This is a genomic window from Streptomyces sp. NPDC002573, assembly GCF_042889625.1.
Classification (GTDB): Bacteria; Actinomycetota; Actinomycetes; order Streptomycetales; family Streptomycetaceae; genus Streptomyces; species Streptomyces gibsoniae.
Map to the genome: position 1 here is coordinate 1 of NZ_JBIARC010000049.1, position 13,163 is coordinate 13,163.

Sequence of the window (13,163 nt, forward strand, 5' to 3'; positions counted from 1 at the left end):
CCCATCACCACAACAAAGAGTCTGGCCCCACCGCTCACGCGGCGGGGCCAGAACCCCAAGATCTTCATGACTCTTCTAGGTCCTGTCGTCAAACTGCCGTCGTCCGCCCGGAGGGCCCCCGCGGCGGCGTGGGGCCCCCTCCCGCTCGAGCGAAGCCGAGAGTGGGGGAGCGTGCATGGCGTCGCGGGGCAGGCGGGAGTTTGACGACAGGGCCTAGGAGATCGGGCCGGGCCAGCTCGGGGGCTGCTCTTCGGAGACCTCCGAGCTGCCCGGTGCCTTCTCGCCGGACTCGGCCCGCGCGGCCTTTCCCTCCTCGCTCACCGCCTTGAGCCGGAGAACCAGCTCGTCCTCCGCGACATCGACGACGACCGTGTCGCCCGCGTCGAGCGTGCCGTCGAGCAGCATGTTCGACAGCCGGTTGTCGAGTTCCATCTGGATGGTGCGGCGCAGCGGCCGGGCCCCGAACTCCGGTTGGTAGCCACGGTCGGCCAGCCACTCCTTGGCCGCGTCGGTGACCTCCATCTGCACGCCCTGCGCGTGCAGCCGGCGCCGGGTGCCTTCGAGGAGCAGATCGACGATCTGCACGAGGTTCTCGCGCTCCAGCGCATGGAAAATGATCACTTCGTCGATCCGGTTGAGGAACTCCGGGCGGAAGTGCGCCTGGAGCTCCGCCATCAGGTCGTCCCTGATCTCGTCGACATCGCCCTGGTGGTCGAGGATGTGCTTGGAGGCGATGTTGCTGGTCATGATGACGACGGTGTTGCGGAAGTCGACCGTGCGTCCCTGGGCGTCGGTCAGCCGTCCGTCGTCCAGGACCTGCAGCAGCAGATTGAAGATGTCCGGGTGGGCCTTCTCCACCTCGTCGAACAGCACGACGCTGTACGGCTTGCGGCGCACCGCCTCGGTGAGCTGGCCGGCCTCCTCGTAGCCGACGTAGCCGGGCGGGGAGCCCACGAGCCGGGAGACGGTGTGCTTCTCCTGGAACTCGCTCATGTCGAAGCGGACCATGCGGTCCGGGTCGCCGAAGAGCAGTTCCGCGAGCGCCTTGGCGAGTTCCGTCTTGCCGACTCCGGTGGGGCCGAGGAAGAGGAAGCTGCCGGTGGGCCGGTTGGGGTCGCCCATGCCGGCCCGGCCGCGCCGCACGGCCTGGGCCACGGCGGTGACCGCCTGGTCCTGGCCGATGACGCGCTCGTGCAGCAGTTCCTCCAGCTTCATGAGCCGCTCACGCTCGGTCTCGGTCAGCTGGGAGACCGGGATGCCGGTGCGCGCGGAGAGCACCTCGGCGATGTCGTCGACGGTGACGAGGGGCGTCGTCGCCACACCGCCGCCGGTGGTCTCCGAGAGCTGCTCCTCCAACTCCGCCATCCGGCGCTTGACCTCACTCGCGCGCTCGAAGTCCTCGGTGCGGACCGCCTCGTCCTTCTCCCGGCTCAGCCGGCCGAGGCTCTCCTCCAGCTCGGCGGTCTCGGCGGGGGCGCCCATGGTGCGCAGTTGGACCCTGGCTCCGGCCTGGTCCATGAGGTCGATGGCCTTGTCGGGCAGGAAGCGGTCGCTGATGTAGCGGTCGGAGAGGGCGGCGGCGGCGTCCAACGCCTCGTCGAGGTAGCGGACTTGGTGGTGGGCCTCGTAAGAGTCGCGCAGCCCCCGCAGGATCTCCGTCGTCTCCTCGACGGTCGGCTCGGGCACCATCACCGGCTGGAAGCGGCGTTCGAGCGCCGCGTCCTTCTCGATGTGCTTGCGGTACTCGTTGAGGGTCGTGGCGCCGACGACGCTGAGGTCGCCCCGCGCGAGGGCCGGCTTGAGGATGTTGCCCGCGTCCATGGAGCCCTCGCCGGTGGCGCCCGCGCCGACGACCTGGTGCAGTTCGTCGAGGAAGAGGATGATCCCCTTCTTGGCGCCGGTGACCTCGTCGATGACCTTCTTCAGCCGTTCCTCGAACTGGCCCCGGTACTGGGCCCCGGCGACCAGACCGGCGATGTCCAGGGCCACCACCCGGCGGTCCTTCAGCGCCTTGGGCACCTCTCCGGCGACGATGCGCTGGGCCAGCCCCTCGACGATCGCGGTCTTGCCGACGCCGGGCTCGCCGATGAGGACGGGGTTGTTCTTGGTGCGCCGGGAGAGGACCTCGATCGTCTGCTCGACCTCGACGGCCCGGCCGACCACGGGGTCGAGACGGCCGCTGCGCGCCTCGTCGGTGAGATCACGTCCGTACTCGTCCAGCGTCGGGGTGTCGGCGTGGCCGCCCGCGGCGCGCCTCTCTCGCGCGGCGCCGCTCAGCGCGCCAGGTGAGGCGCCCTCCGCCTGGAGGGTCTGGGCGAGCGGGGAGCGCGGGTCGTCGAGGAGCGCGGCGAGGATGTGCTCCGGGCCGATGTACGAGGCGTCGGCCGCCTGCGACCGGGCGTGCGCCGCGAGCAGCGCGCGCTTGGCCGCCGGAGTGAGCGCGGGCTCCCCCTCACCCGTTCCGGAGGGCAGCGACGCCTCGAGATCGGCGGCCAGCCGGTCCGGATCCACGCCCGCCTGCTCCAGGACCTGGCGTGCGGACGGCACCTGGGTGGCGGCCCACAGAAGATGGACGGCGTCGAGATCGGACCCGTCCTCCGCCGCCCGGCCACCCGCGGCGCCCAGCAGCTCGTGCGCGGATTCGCTGAGAAGCCGTCCGATGGGGACGCGTTGCACGGCGGGCGGGGAGGTCGCCGGGCTCATGCCGAAGAAGCGGTTGAAGAGATCGGAGAAGGGGTCACCTGACCCGAAGGGTGAGATCGTCACGGTTGACCACCCGTCCGGCGTGCGACACGGCTGCGCGGCACGCCGTAGTCGATTTGCCCGTACTCGCCCAGTCTTGGCCAGGTCGCGTCGTACCACAACCCAAGGATCAGCGCGTTACATCGGGGTTGTTGGGGACGGTTGGAGAGGGAGAGCACGGGTACTCGGCCGCGTCCGCTCACGCCCTCACGCTCGGACGGGTCGGCCCCGAGCGGCGTCCCGGTAACGCTTCGGCGCGACACCCACGGTGCGTTTGAAGGCGTTGCTGAAGGCGCTCTCCGAGGTGTAGCCGACGGACTGGGCGAGGGACACGACGGGGGTGTCGTCCTCCCGCAGGGCACGCGCGGCCAGGCTCATCCGCCAGTTGAGGAGATACGTCAGGGGCGGCACGCCGGCCGCCTCCTTGAAGCGCACGGCGAAGGTGGTCCGGGACATGGCGGCGGCCCGGGCAGCTCCTCGAGCTGCCAGGGGCGCGACGGGTCGCCGTGCATCAGGCGCAGCGCCGGGGCGAGACGCTCGTCGGCGAGCGCCCGCAGCGAGCCGGCCGGGAGCGTCTGCGGATCCACCAGACAGACCCGCAGCACCTGAAGGAAGAGCAACTGGGCGATCTGGTCCGAGGCGAACCCGGAGCCCGCGCGGCCCGCCGTCATCTCGCCCACGAGCTGCCCGATCAGCCAGCCGAGCACCGGCGCCTCGACGGAGGCCGCCCGCACATGGATCATCTCGGGCAGGGCCCGGCGCAGCAGCTCACCGCTGTCCCTGCTGAGGTCGATATGACCGGACACGCACAGAAAGCCCTCGCCGTCGCCGAGGTGCGCCATGCGCTCACCCGGGTCCACCGCGACCTCTTTCGAGTCGAGCGGCGTGACGTCCGGGGCGCTGCACAGCACGTAGGAGCGTCTGCCGTCGGAGACCACGACGTCGCCCGCCTCCACCCGCACGGGCTCGCCGCCCTCCTCGCGGACCAGCAGGCAGTGCCCCCGCACCACGGCGTTGACCTTGAGCTTGTACCGCCCGCGAAGCCTGACGGCCCAGTGGCCCCCGGCCGTGAAGCCGCCGGAGAAGACACAGCGCGCGTCGGCGACGGCGAGGGCGTCGGACAGGGGGTCCACGGACATGTCTGAACTATCACGCAAGTAATACGGACTCTCAAGCATTCATCGTACGGACCGCTCGTCCTACGGTGGCCGGGACAGCCCACGAACCGCCCCCGGCCGGACTCCCGGCGAACCGGCCCGAGAGGCGCGGCGCACCGGCGGCCCGCTGGGGCCACGTGAGGGATTTGCAAGGAGACACGCACCATGACCACCGCACAGCAGCCCGTCCGCTCCGGCTTCGACGCCGCCTCCACCGCCGATGAGGTCGTCAAGGGGATCGACCTGACGGGCACGGTCGCCGTCGTCACCGGCGGCTACTCCGGCATCGGCCTGGAGACGACCCGCGTGCTTCGAGCCGCGGGCGCCGAGGTCGTCGTACCCGCGCGGGACGTCGAGCGGGCCCGGGCCGCGCTCCGGGACGTCGGCGGCGTCGAGGTCAAGCCGATGGACCTGATCGACCCCGCGTCGATCGACGCCTTCGCGGCCACGTTCCTGGCCTCCGGCCGTCCGCTGCACATCCTGGTGAACAGCGCCGGCATCATGGCCACCCCACTGACCCGGGACGCGCGTGGCCACGAGGCGCAGTTCGCCACCAACCACCTCGGCCACTTCCAGCTGGTGTCCCGGCTGTGGCCCGCCCTGGTCGCGGCCCACGGGGCGCGGGTGGTGGCGGTGTCCTCCCGGGGCATCCGCTTCTTCCCCGTCGTCTTCGAGGACCCGCAGTTCACCGACCGTCCCTATGAGCCCTTCCTCGCCTACGGCCAGTCGAAGACCGCGAACGCCCTGTTCGCGGTGGAGCTCGACCGGCGCGGCCGGGCGGAGGGGGTGCGGGCCTTCTCCGTGCACCCCGGCACCATCATCGACACCGGGCTCGCCAAGCACCTCTCCGACGATGCACTGCGGGCGGCCGGCGCCATGGACGACAAGGGCCGCCCCGTGCGGGACCCCGCCCGGCAGCTGAAGACCGTCGCCCAGGGGGCGGCCACCAGCGTCTGGTGCGCGACCAACCCCCAGCTCGACGGCCTGGGGGGCGCCTACTGCGAGAACTGCGACATCAGCCCGCTGCTGGCCGCGGCGGACGAGCCCGCCTGGCGTGACGACGCGCAGATCCCCGGCGTGCTCCCCTACGCGGTCGACCCCGCGGCGGCCGCCCGCCTCTGGGACCTCAGCGAGCGTCTTCTCGCTTGATCGCCGCGTCGATCCGTGCCAGCTCCTCCGTGTCGAAGTCCAGGTTGCGGATCGCCGCCACACTGTCCTCCAGCTGCCGCGGGCTGCTCGCGCCGACCAGCGCCGAGGTCACCCGGCCGCCGCGCAGCACCCAGGCCAGGGCCATCTGCGCCAGCGTCTGGCCGCGGGAGCCGGCGATGTCGTCGAGCGCGCGCAGCTGCCGCACCAGGTCCTCGGTGACCTGGTCGGCCTGGAGGAACGGGCTGTCGCTCGCGGCCCGGGAACCCTCCGGGATGCCGTCGAGATAGCGGCCGGTCAGCAGTCCCTGCTCCAGCGGTGAGTAGGCGATGGAGCCGACCTGGAGTTCGTCGAGGGTGTCCAGGAGCCCGTCCTCGGGACGACGGTCCAGCATCGAGTAGCGCGGCTGGTGGATCAGCAGCGGGGTGCCCAGTTCGCGCAGGATGCGGGCGGCCTCACGGGTCTGCTCCGGCGAGTAGTTGGAGACGCCGACGTACAGCGCCTTGCCCTGCTGGACCGCCGAGTGCAGGGCACCCATCGTCTCCTCGAGCGGGGTCTCGGGGTCGAAGCGGTGCGAGTAGAAGATGTCGACGTGGTCGAGGCCCATCCGCGTCAGGCTCTGGTCGAGCGAGGACAGCAGATACTTCCGCGAGCCCCATTCGCCGTACGGCCCCGGCCACATGAGATAGCCGGCCTTGGTGGAGATGACCAGTTCGTCGCGGTAGGCGCCGAAGTCCGCCCGCAGGGCGTCGCCGAGGGCGGACTCGGCGGCACCGGGCGGCGGTCCGTAGTTGTTGGCGAGGTCGAAGTGCGTGACCCCGAGGTCGAAGGCCCGGCGCAGGATCTGCCGCTGGGTCTCCACCGGGCGGTCGGGGCCGAAGTTGTGCCACAGGCCGAGGGACAGCGCGGGCAGCTTCAGACCGCTGCGTCCGGTGCGGCGGTAGGGCATGGCCTCGTAGCGGGAGGGATCTGCCGTGTACAACGTGCACTCCAGAGGGACGTTCGCTGACAACGCTGACGACGCCGTCCACTCTCGCCCGGACGCCGTACAGCGGTCCAACAGAGGAATCGGATGAGATTCAGCGCTTAGGCTTCTCAATCATGGAACTGCGTCATCTCCAGCACTTCGTCGCGGTCGCCGAGGACCGGCACTTCACCCGGGCAGCGGAACGGCTGATGGTGTCCCAGTCGGGACTGTCGGCCTCGGTCCGCGCCCTGGAACGGGAGTTGCAGGCCCCGCTGTTCGTGCGCACCACCCGCACCGTCACCCTCACGGAGGCGGGCCGTGCGCTGCTGGTCGAGGCCGAGCGGATCCTGGCCCAGGTGCGCGCGGCCCGCGAGGCGGTGGCGGCCGTGCAGGGTGTGCTGCGCGGCACGCTCTCGCTGGGCACCGAGCAGTGCATCGCCGGGGTGGACGTCGCCCGGTTGCTCGCCGCGTTCCGGCGGCGCCATCCCGACGTGGAGATCCGGCTGCGGCAGGCGGGGTCGGGCGCGCTGGCCGAGGAGGTCGCCGCGGGCCGGCTGGACCTGGCGTTCGCGGTGCGCACCCAGGCGGACACCGATCAGCTGCGGTCCGTACCGCTGACCAGTGAGCCGATGACCGTGCTGTGTCATCCCTCGCATCCGCTGGCCACGGGCGGCCCGGTGACCCCCGAGGACCTGGGCGGCGAGGCGTTCGTCGACTTCCACCCCGACTGGGGGCCGCGCCGCACCACCGACGCGGTGTTCACGGAGGCGGGCGTCCAGCGGACCGTGACGCTGGAGGTCAATGACGTGCACAGCCTTCTGGAGCTGGTCCACGAAGGGCTCGGTGTCGCCGTCGTCCCGCGCCACTTCGGGCACAAGCGCGAGGCGTCCACGCTGGTCTCGCTCCCCGTCAAGTGCGACGCCGAGTACGAGACGGTCGCGATCCTGCCCCCGCACGAGGCCAGCAGCCCGGCGGCGCGGGCACTGATGAGCCTGCTCACGGCGAACCCGGCGGACACGTCGGAACCGGCGGATACATCGGACACCCCCTCGGCCGGCTGAACGGAGCGAGCGGCGCGCTGGGCGGGTTCGTTGTACGCCCGCGGGCACGATGCGCGATGGTGGACCCATGCATGCGAAGGACATCCTCATCGACGCGTACACCCGCATCCAGGAAGAAGTCCATGCCGCCGTCGACGGCCTGGGGCCGGACGACCTCAACGCCCGGCCCACCGCGGAGACCAACTCCGTCGCCTGGCTGATCTGGCACCTCACCCGAGTCCAGGACGACCACGTGGCCGACGCCTTCGGCCTGGACGAGGTATGGCTGTCACAGGACTGGGAGAAGCGCTTCGGGCTCGATCTGCCGCGCAGCGACACCGGGTACGGCCACAGCCCGGCGAAGGTCGCCAAGGTCCGGGTCGACTCGGGCGACCTGCTGACCGGGTACTACGACGCCGTGCACGAACAGACCCTCGGGGCCCTGCGGCAACTGGCCGCCAAGGACCTGGAGCGCGTCGTGGACGACGGCTGGGATCCCCCGGTCACTCTGGGCGTACGCCTCGTCAGCGTCCTGTCCGACGCACTGCAGCACGTCGGACAGGCCGCCTATGTGGGAGGGCTGCTTCAGAGCGCGGCCTCGTAGCCGGGCAGGACCACGTCGCGGATGAGGGCGTTGCGCTCGTCGAACGGGATGAACGCGCTCTTGAGGGCGTTCACCGTGACCGTGCGCAGGTCCTCGACGCTCCAGCCCGCCTCCTCGACGAGCAGGGACATCTCGCGGGTCATCGTCGTGCCCGAGACCAGCCGGTTGTCGGTGTTGAGGGTGACCCGGAAGCCCAGGTCCTTCAGGGCGGTGATCGGGTGCTCGGCGATCGAGGTGGCGGCGCCGGTCTGGAGGTTGGAGGTCGGGCACATCTCCAGCGCGACACGGCGGTCCCGCACCCAGCTCGCGAGCCGGCCGAGCTTGCCGTCGACGATGTCCTCGGTGATGCGCACACCGTGGCCGATGCGCTGGGCGCCGCACACCTGGAGGGCCTGGTGGATGCTGGGCAGACCGTGCGCCTCACCGGCGTGGATGGTGAACGGGACGCTCTCGCGGCGCAGGTGCTCGAACGCGGCCAGGTGGTCGGCGGGCGGGAAGCCGTCCTCGGCGCCGGCGATGTCGAAGCCGACGACTCCGGCGTCACGGTAGGCGACGGCCAGGTCAGCGGCCTCGCGGACGCGGTCGAACATGCGCATGCCGCAGAGCAGGGTGCCGACCCGGACCGGGGTGCCGGCGGCGGCCGCCTTGGCCATACCGGCGGCGAGGCCCTCCTGGACGGCCTCCACGACCTCGCTCATCGACAGCCCGCCCTGGGTGTTCAGCTCGGGGGCGTAGCGCACCTCGGCGTAGACGACACCGTCGGCGGCGAGGTCGAGGACGTACTCCTCGGCGACGCGCAGCAGGCCCTCGCGGGACTGCATCACGGCGAGGGTGTGCTCGAAGGTGGCTATGTAGCGGACCAGGTCACCGGAGTTCGCGGCCTCGAAGTACCAGGCGGCGAGCTCGTCGGGGTCGGTGGTGGGCAGGGTGTGGCCGACCGCGGCCGCCAGTTCGACGACGGTGGCGGGGCGCAGGCCGCCGTCGAGGTGGTCGTGCAGGACGGCCTTGGGGAGGCGGCGGATCAGTTCGGCATCTACGCGCGTAGCAGTCATGGCGGGTCTTTCCTTGGGCGGGCGGTTCGAAGCGGCGGGAGGAGGCTCAGCCGGCGGGCTGGAGAAGGTCCCAGCGGTTGCCGTACAGGTCCTGGAAGACGGCGACACTGCCGTACGGTTCGTGCCGCGGCTCTTCCAGGAAGGTCACACCGGCGGCGACCATCCGGGCGTGGTCGCGGGTGAAGTCGTCCGTGTGCAGGAAGAAGCCCACGCGCCCGCCGGTCTGGTCGCCGATCCGGCCGCGCTGGGCGTCGCTCTTGGCCCGGGCGAGGAGCAGGCCGGTGCCGTGGTTCGCGGCGCCGGTCTCGACGACGACCCACCGGGAGCCGTCGGGCCGCGGCTCGTCGGCCGCGAGCCGGAACCCCAGGGCCTCGGTGTAGAAGCGGATCGCCTCGTCGTAGTCGTCGACGACGAGGGTGACCAGGGCAATGCGTCTCATCGGGCCTTCCGGGGTACGGCGTCACGGCGTTAGCGCGTTATACGTAACACGTAGGGTACGGCATCCCGTCAAGCGGCTGAGCGGGGCGTCGGCGAGGGCAGGGCGGCCCCTCGGTGCGGCGGGGGCTCCCCGCCCGGCGTCAGTGGCCCTCTTCGCCCTGGGCGACCTCGACCGCGTGGTGGAAGCCGATGATCCCGGTCGCCGAGGCGCAGGCGGAGACGGCGGCGCACGCGATGAGCAGGGCGGCGATCCAGCGGGCGGTCCGGTGCGGTGCCCGCGGGGCCGCCAGCAGCGCGGCGACACGCTGCGGCACGGGCCCGGTGGTCGCCGCGGGGGCGAAGGACGGCCGCTCCCCCTGGGCGGCCCGGGCGGCGAGGGCGGCCCGGCCGATCGCCTGGGCGGTCAGCCGCCGGTTCCCGACCACCACGGCGGCGGCCTCGTCCGCCGCGCGTTCGGCGGCGAGCCGGATGACCGCGCCCGTGGGCCGCAGCCCGGGGTGGCAGAGCGCGGCGAGTTCGGCGACGGCGAGAAAGTAGTGGTGTCCGGCCGCGTTGTGGGCGCGCTCGTGGGCGAAGAGCGCCTCCCGCTCGGCCGGGTTGAGACTGCGCAGCATCCCGGTGGTGACCACGATGCGGTGCGGGCGTCCGGGCAGGGCGTACGCGTCCGGGCGCGGGGAGTCGATGACGCACAGGTCACCGGCGGTGGCTCGGCGGTCCGCCTCGCTCGTGGCAGCGCGGAAGGCCCGGGCCTGGTGTGCCACGGCGCGGCACACCGCCCACAGGCTCACGGCGAGCGCGCCCACGGAGAACGCCGCCGCCGGTACGACCACCAGGTTCGACGGGGTGCGCAGCGGCCGGACCAGTTCCCCGAACGCGGCGAACAGCGGCAGCTTGAGCAGCCCGGTGAGCACGAAGGCGCCCAGCGCGGTCAGGGAGCAGCACGCGAGGACGACCGCGGCGCCGGTCACCAGCCACAGCGCGGTCGCCGGGGCGAGGTGCTGGAGGGCACGGCGGCCGAGCGGAGCCGTCGCGAACGGCAGCGCGAGCGGGATGAGCAGCAGGAAGGTCACTGCTCACCGGATTCCAGCAGATCCCGCAGGACGCGCTCGTCGTCTTCGCTGAGCTGGGCGACGAAGCGGGCCAGCACGGTCTGCCGGTCACTGTCCCGGTCCAGTTCGGTGTGCATCCGGCGGGCGGTCAGGCCGTGCGCGTCCTGGACGGGGAAGTAGGCGTAGCCTCGGCCCTGGCGCCTGCGGTCGACGACGCCCTTCTCGTGCAGCCGGGACAGGATCGTCGTCACCGTCGTGCGGGCGAGACCGGTACCCAGGCTCACCTGCACCTCGCCGGGGGTCTGGGGCGCTCCCGCGGCCCACAGGGCGGCCATGACGCCGGCTTCCAGCTCGCCAGCCGGGCGACGCTCGTCCCTCGCTTCGGTCATGGGAACCTTCCTCACCCCGTTTTCGTCTACATTTCTGTAGACCGTCTACAGAATTGTAGTCCTCGCGGCTCCGGCCAGGACCGTACCGCACGTCCATTATGAAAGGGGTCCACGAACATGGGCGCAGCATCGTGCACCGCATCGCGGCGCACGCCCGACGTCCCCCGGGCGGCGGCGTGAAGCGGGCCGACACCTCGGACCTCGCCGGTTCGACGGCGCTGGGCGCCCTGGCGGCGTTCGTCCTGCTGGCGCTGACCGTGCGAGGGCGGGGCGGTTCCCCGCTGTACGGCGACTCCGACCTGCTGGCGTGGTCGGTCGGCCACCGCCCGCACCCGGTGGTCGTGGCGGCGCGGGCCGTGACGTTCACCGGCACGGGAGCCGTCCCGTATCTGCTCGCGGCCCTGGCCGGTCTGCTTGCCGGACGCACCCCGCGCCGGCGGGCCCTGTGCATGGCCGCCGCGGTCGTCTGCCTGGCCGTGGGCCAGGCACTGCGGTACGGGGTGATGAACACGGTGGCGCGCCCGCGCCCGGCCACACGGGACTGGGTCACCCAGGCGTCAGGCTGGTCCTTCCCCTCGGGGCACACGACGACGGCCGCGATCACGGCGGGCCTGCTGGCCCTCGCGATCCTGGCCCGCGCCCCACGAGCCAGAACGGCACTCCTGGCGACCGTTCTCACCTGGGGCATACTCGTCGGCCTCACCCGGGTGTATCTGGGCGTCCACTGGTTCTCCGACGTCCTGGGCGGCTGGCTGTTCGCCGTGTGCTGGCTGAGCCTGTGCGTCTACGCCGCCGCGCGGTTCGCCCCGCGCGCCCTCACCGGCACGGCGGATCCGGTCTCGCCCTCGACACCCTGAGGCCTCACCCCCGTGGACGCAGCGCGTCGAGGCCGGTGACGTCATCACCCACGACCGGATCTGGGCGCAGTACGGCCATCGACCGCTCAGGATCACTCGGCGTCCCGAAGGTGGAAGACGGCGCCGCCCGCCGGCCGCAACGCGCCGAGACCGATGCGGCCGACAGGCAGGCCCCCCGTTTCCAGATGCGCGTCCGCGGTGATCGCCTGTGAGGGGGTGAGCTCGTACGTGGACGATGCGCACACCGTTCGACCTTGCGCACGCACTCTTGGGGAGCGCTCTACGGATAGGTGTAGGTGTTCAGGGTGTTCACGGCGGAGGCCGGGTTCCCGAGGTCGTAGCGGTCGACCGCGAGGTAGTTGGGCTTCTTGCGGGCGGCGGGCCGGCAGAACCGCTGGGCGCGGTCGGTCAGCTTGGTGTTGTCGGTCTGGGCCGTGGACGTGATCGTCGCGTCACGGAAGTGGTTCATGACGAACAGCGGGCGGAAGCCCGGTTCGGTGCGGGTGAGAGGGATGGTGGTGTTGGCGTCGTACCAGCGGCTGTAGCAGGACCAGTCGGAGGATCCGATACCCGAGCCCATGGACCAGTAGTTCTCCACCGTCCAGTCCTTCTGGTACATCACGCCGAAGCTGTCGCGGGTGAGTCCGGCGGCCTCGTCGGAGGAGCGGCTGTGGTCGGTGAAGATCAGCAGCCGGTGGTTCGCCGCGATCAGATCGGCCATCTTCGGCCAGCCGTTCTGCCGTACACCGGTCTGGTCCGGCCGGTAGAGGACGTCCGACAGGCCGTTCACCCGGGCCAGTTCGCTGCGCAGCACGCCCGGGTCGACGTAGTCCTCCAGGAAGACGGTGATGAACTGATCGGGGTGCGCCTTGAGGAAGTCCACGATGCGCTGGACGTCCACCCACAGTGCGACCGGCCTGCTGACCAGGGTGCAGCTGTCGTGACAGAGGATGGCACCGTCCGGCGTCTGATGTATGTCCAGCATGAACCCGCGTACGCCGTCGGAGAGTTGCTGGTTGATACCGCGGGTCTGGTTGGGCACCAGGTTCACGAAGGGCGGGGCGAAGCCGCCGTCGACGCCGTTGGCGTACGCGTTGTGCGCGGTGAGGAACGTGACCTGGTCCAGGGTGCGCTGGTCCGGGGACGGCATGGGGCCGGTGGGAGACGTGACCGGGGTGAGGTACCAGGAGGCCAGGCCGCCCGAGGACCCGATGGCCAGCTGAGCGGGGTAGTTGGCGCCGGAGGGCTTGGCGGCGACCGTCAGGTAGCGCTCGGTCCCGGGGGCCTTGAGCGTGTACTGGTCGCCGCCGGCCGGCGCGATCTCCCAGGCCGCGTCGGCGCTCGTACAGGCGACCGTACGGGCCTGGTCACCGGAGCGGCCGAGGCAACTGCCCGCGGTGTCGACGCTTTCGAGGACGTACGAGGATCCGGCGGCCTTGAGGTTCCACTGCTGGTGGTCCTCGTTGCCCTTGGGGTTGTGCTGTTCGACGGCTCCCCCGTTGTCGGCCGCGTCGAGCCCTGTCGTGGCGCTCTGCACGTAGTAGGCACCGGCGGCGGGGACCGCGGCGGCCGCATGGGACGGGGGCGCCACAACCGCGGCGGTCAGCGCGATGGCCGCCGCGAGCAGGGCGTGGGGGGTTCGCATGGCAGAGCCCTTCGTTCGACGAGGCTAAGTCAGGTTCATGACAGCAGCCACGGCGGTCGGGCGCCGACAGGGAAGGT

Annotated in this window: 14 protein-coding genes; 4 read left to right on the top strand and 10 right to left on the bottom strand. The window is 71.6% G+C overall.

Annotated features, from left to right (window positions below):
• Positions 1-213 precede the first annotated feature (213 nt).
• The 3 genes from ACFYX0_RS33660 to ACFYX0_RS33670 all read right to left on the bottom strand — a co-directional run bounded on the left by ACFYX0_RS33660 (position 214) and on the right by ACFYX0_RS33670 (position 3,881).
• The gene (locus tag ACFYX0_RS33660) at positions 214-2,766 is read right to left on the bottom strand and encodes an ATP-dependent Clp protease ATP-binding subunit (RefSeq protein WP_388976057.1); all 2,553 of its coding nucleotides are present in this window, start codon (positions 2,764-2,766) and stop codon (positions 214-216) included.
• Between the two features lie 183 nt (positions 2,767-2,949).
• Positions 2,950-3,153 (bottom strand): helix-turn-helix transcriptional regulator, encoded by a 204-nt coding sequence (locus ACFYX0_RS33665; protein ID WP_388976060.1) that lies wholly within the window; start codon positions 3,151-3,153, stop codon positions 2,950-2,952.
• Positions 3,141-3,881 carry a cupin domain-containing protein gene (locus ACFYX0_RS33670; RefSeq protein WP_388976062.1) on the bottom strand — a complete coding sequence of 247 codons (741 nt, stop codon included), beginning with the start codon at positions 3,879-3,881 and terminating at the stop codon, positions 3,141-3,143. The genes ACFYX0_RS33665 and ACFYX0_RS33670 overlap by 13 nt, the downstream gene beginning before the upstream one ends.
• 183 nt (positions 3,882-4,064) lie before the next feature.
• On the opposite strand from ACFYX0_RS33670, the gene ACFYX0_RS33675 reads away from it, so the two are divergent.
• Positions 4,065-5,048, top strand: a complete 984-nt coding sequence (locus ACFYX0_RS33675) for an oxidoreductase (protein ID WP_388976064.1) — start codon at positions 4,065-4,067, stop codon at positions 5,046-5,048.
• On the opposite strand, the gene mgrA is transcribed toward ACFYX0_RS33675, so the two are convergent.
• Complete coding sequence (gene mgrA, locus ACFYX0_RS33680) at positions 5,026-6,027, bottom strand: L-glyceraldehyde 3-phosphate reductase (RefSeq protein WP_311694691.1); 1,002 nt, start codon at positions 6,025-6,027, stop codon at positions 5,026-5,028. The two genes, ACFYX0_RS33675 and mgrA, sit on opposite strands and share 23 nt — an antisense overlap.
• A gap of 119 nt (positions 6,028-6,146) precedes the next feature.
• Between mgrA and ACFYX0_RS33685 the strand changes: the two genes are divergently transcribed.
• Both ACFYX0_RS33685 and ACFYX0_RS33690 read left to right on the top strand, forming a co-directional pair.
• Positions 6,147-7,073 carry a LysR family transcriptional regulator gene (locus ACFYX0_RS33685; protein WP_388976066.1) on the top strand — a complete coding sequence of 309 codons (927 nt, stop codon included), beginning with the start codon at positions 6,147-6,149 and terminating at the stop codon, positions 7,071-7,073.
• A 67-nt stretch (positions 7,074-7,140) separates the two neighbouring features.
• Positions 7,141-7,656, top strand: coding sequence for a DinB family protein (locus ACFYX0_RS33690; protein ID WP_311694693.1), 516 nt, complete (start codon positions 7,141-7,143; stop codon positions 7,654-7,656).
• On the opposite strand, the gene ACFYX0_RS33695 is transcribed toward ACFYX0_RS33690, so the two are convergent.
• From ACFYX0_RS33695 to ACFYX0_RS33710, 4 genes are all read right to left on the bottom strand, one after another.
• The gene (locus tag ACFYX0_RS33695) at positions 7,638-8,708 is read right to left on the bottom strand and encodes an adenosine deaminase (RefSeq protein ID WP_388976068.1); all 1,071 of its coding nucleotides are present in this window, start codon (positions 8,706-8,708) and stop codon (positions 7,638-7,640) included. The two genes, ACFYX0_RS33690 and ACFYX0_RS33695, sit on opposite strands and share 19 nt — an antisense overlap.
• Before the next feature lie 46 nt (positions 8,709-8,754).
• Positions 8,755-9,147: a VOC family protein gene (locus tag ACFYX0_RS33700; RefSeq protein ID WP_388976071.1), complete on the bottom strand. Its 393-nt coding sequence runs from the start codon at positions 9,145-9,147 to the stop codon at positions 8,755-8,757.
• A gap of 139 nt (positions 9,148-9,286) precedes the next feature.
• Positions 9,287-10,216: a M48 family metalloprotease gene (locus ACFYX0_RS33705; RefSeq protein ID WP_388976073.1), complete on the bottom strand. Its 930-nt coding sequence runs from the start codon at positions 10,214-10,216 to the stop codon at positions 9,287-9,289.
• Complete coding sequence (locus ACFYX0_RS33710; RefSeq protein ID WP_388976075.1) at positions 10,213-10,584, bottom strand: BlaI/MecI/CopY family transcriptional regulator; 372 nt, start codon at positions 10,582-10,584, stop codon at positions 10,213-10,215. Before ACFYX0_RS33710 ends, ACFYX0_RS33705 begins: the two co-directional genes overlap by 4 nt.
• Positions 10,585-10,760: 176 nt before the next feature.
• Between ACFYX0_RS33710 and ACFYX0_RS33715 the strand changes: the two genes are divergently transcribed.
• The gene (locus ACFYX0_RS33715) at positions 10,761-11,441 is read left to right on the top strand and encodes a phosphatase PAP2 family protein (RefSeq protein WP_388976174.1); all 681 of its coding nucleotides are present in this window, start codon (positions 10,761-10,763) and stop codon (positions 11,439-11,441) included.
• A gap of 92 nt (positions 11,442-11,533) precedes the next feature.
• Here ACFYX0_RS33715 and ACFYX0_RS33720 read toward each other — a convergent pair whose 3' ends face one another.
• On the bottom strand, positions 11,534-11,686 hold the full coding sequence (locus tag ACFYX0_RS33720; protein ID WP_388976078.1) for a hypothetical protein: 153 nt from the start codon (positions 11,684-11,686) through the stop codon (positions 11,534-11,536).
• Positions 11,687-11,721: 35 nt separating this feature from the next.
• Positions 11,722-13,086, bottom strand: coding sequence for an RICIN domain-containing protein (locus ACFYX0_RS33725; RefSeq protein ID WP_388976081.1), 1,365 nt, complete (start codon positions 13,084-13,086; stop codon positions 11,722-11,724).
• Between the last annotated feature and the right edge of the window lie 77 nt (positions 13,087-13,163).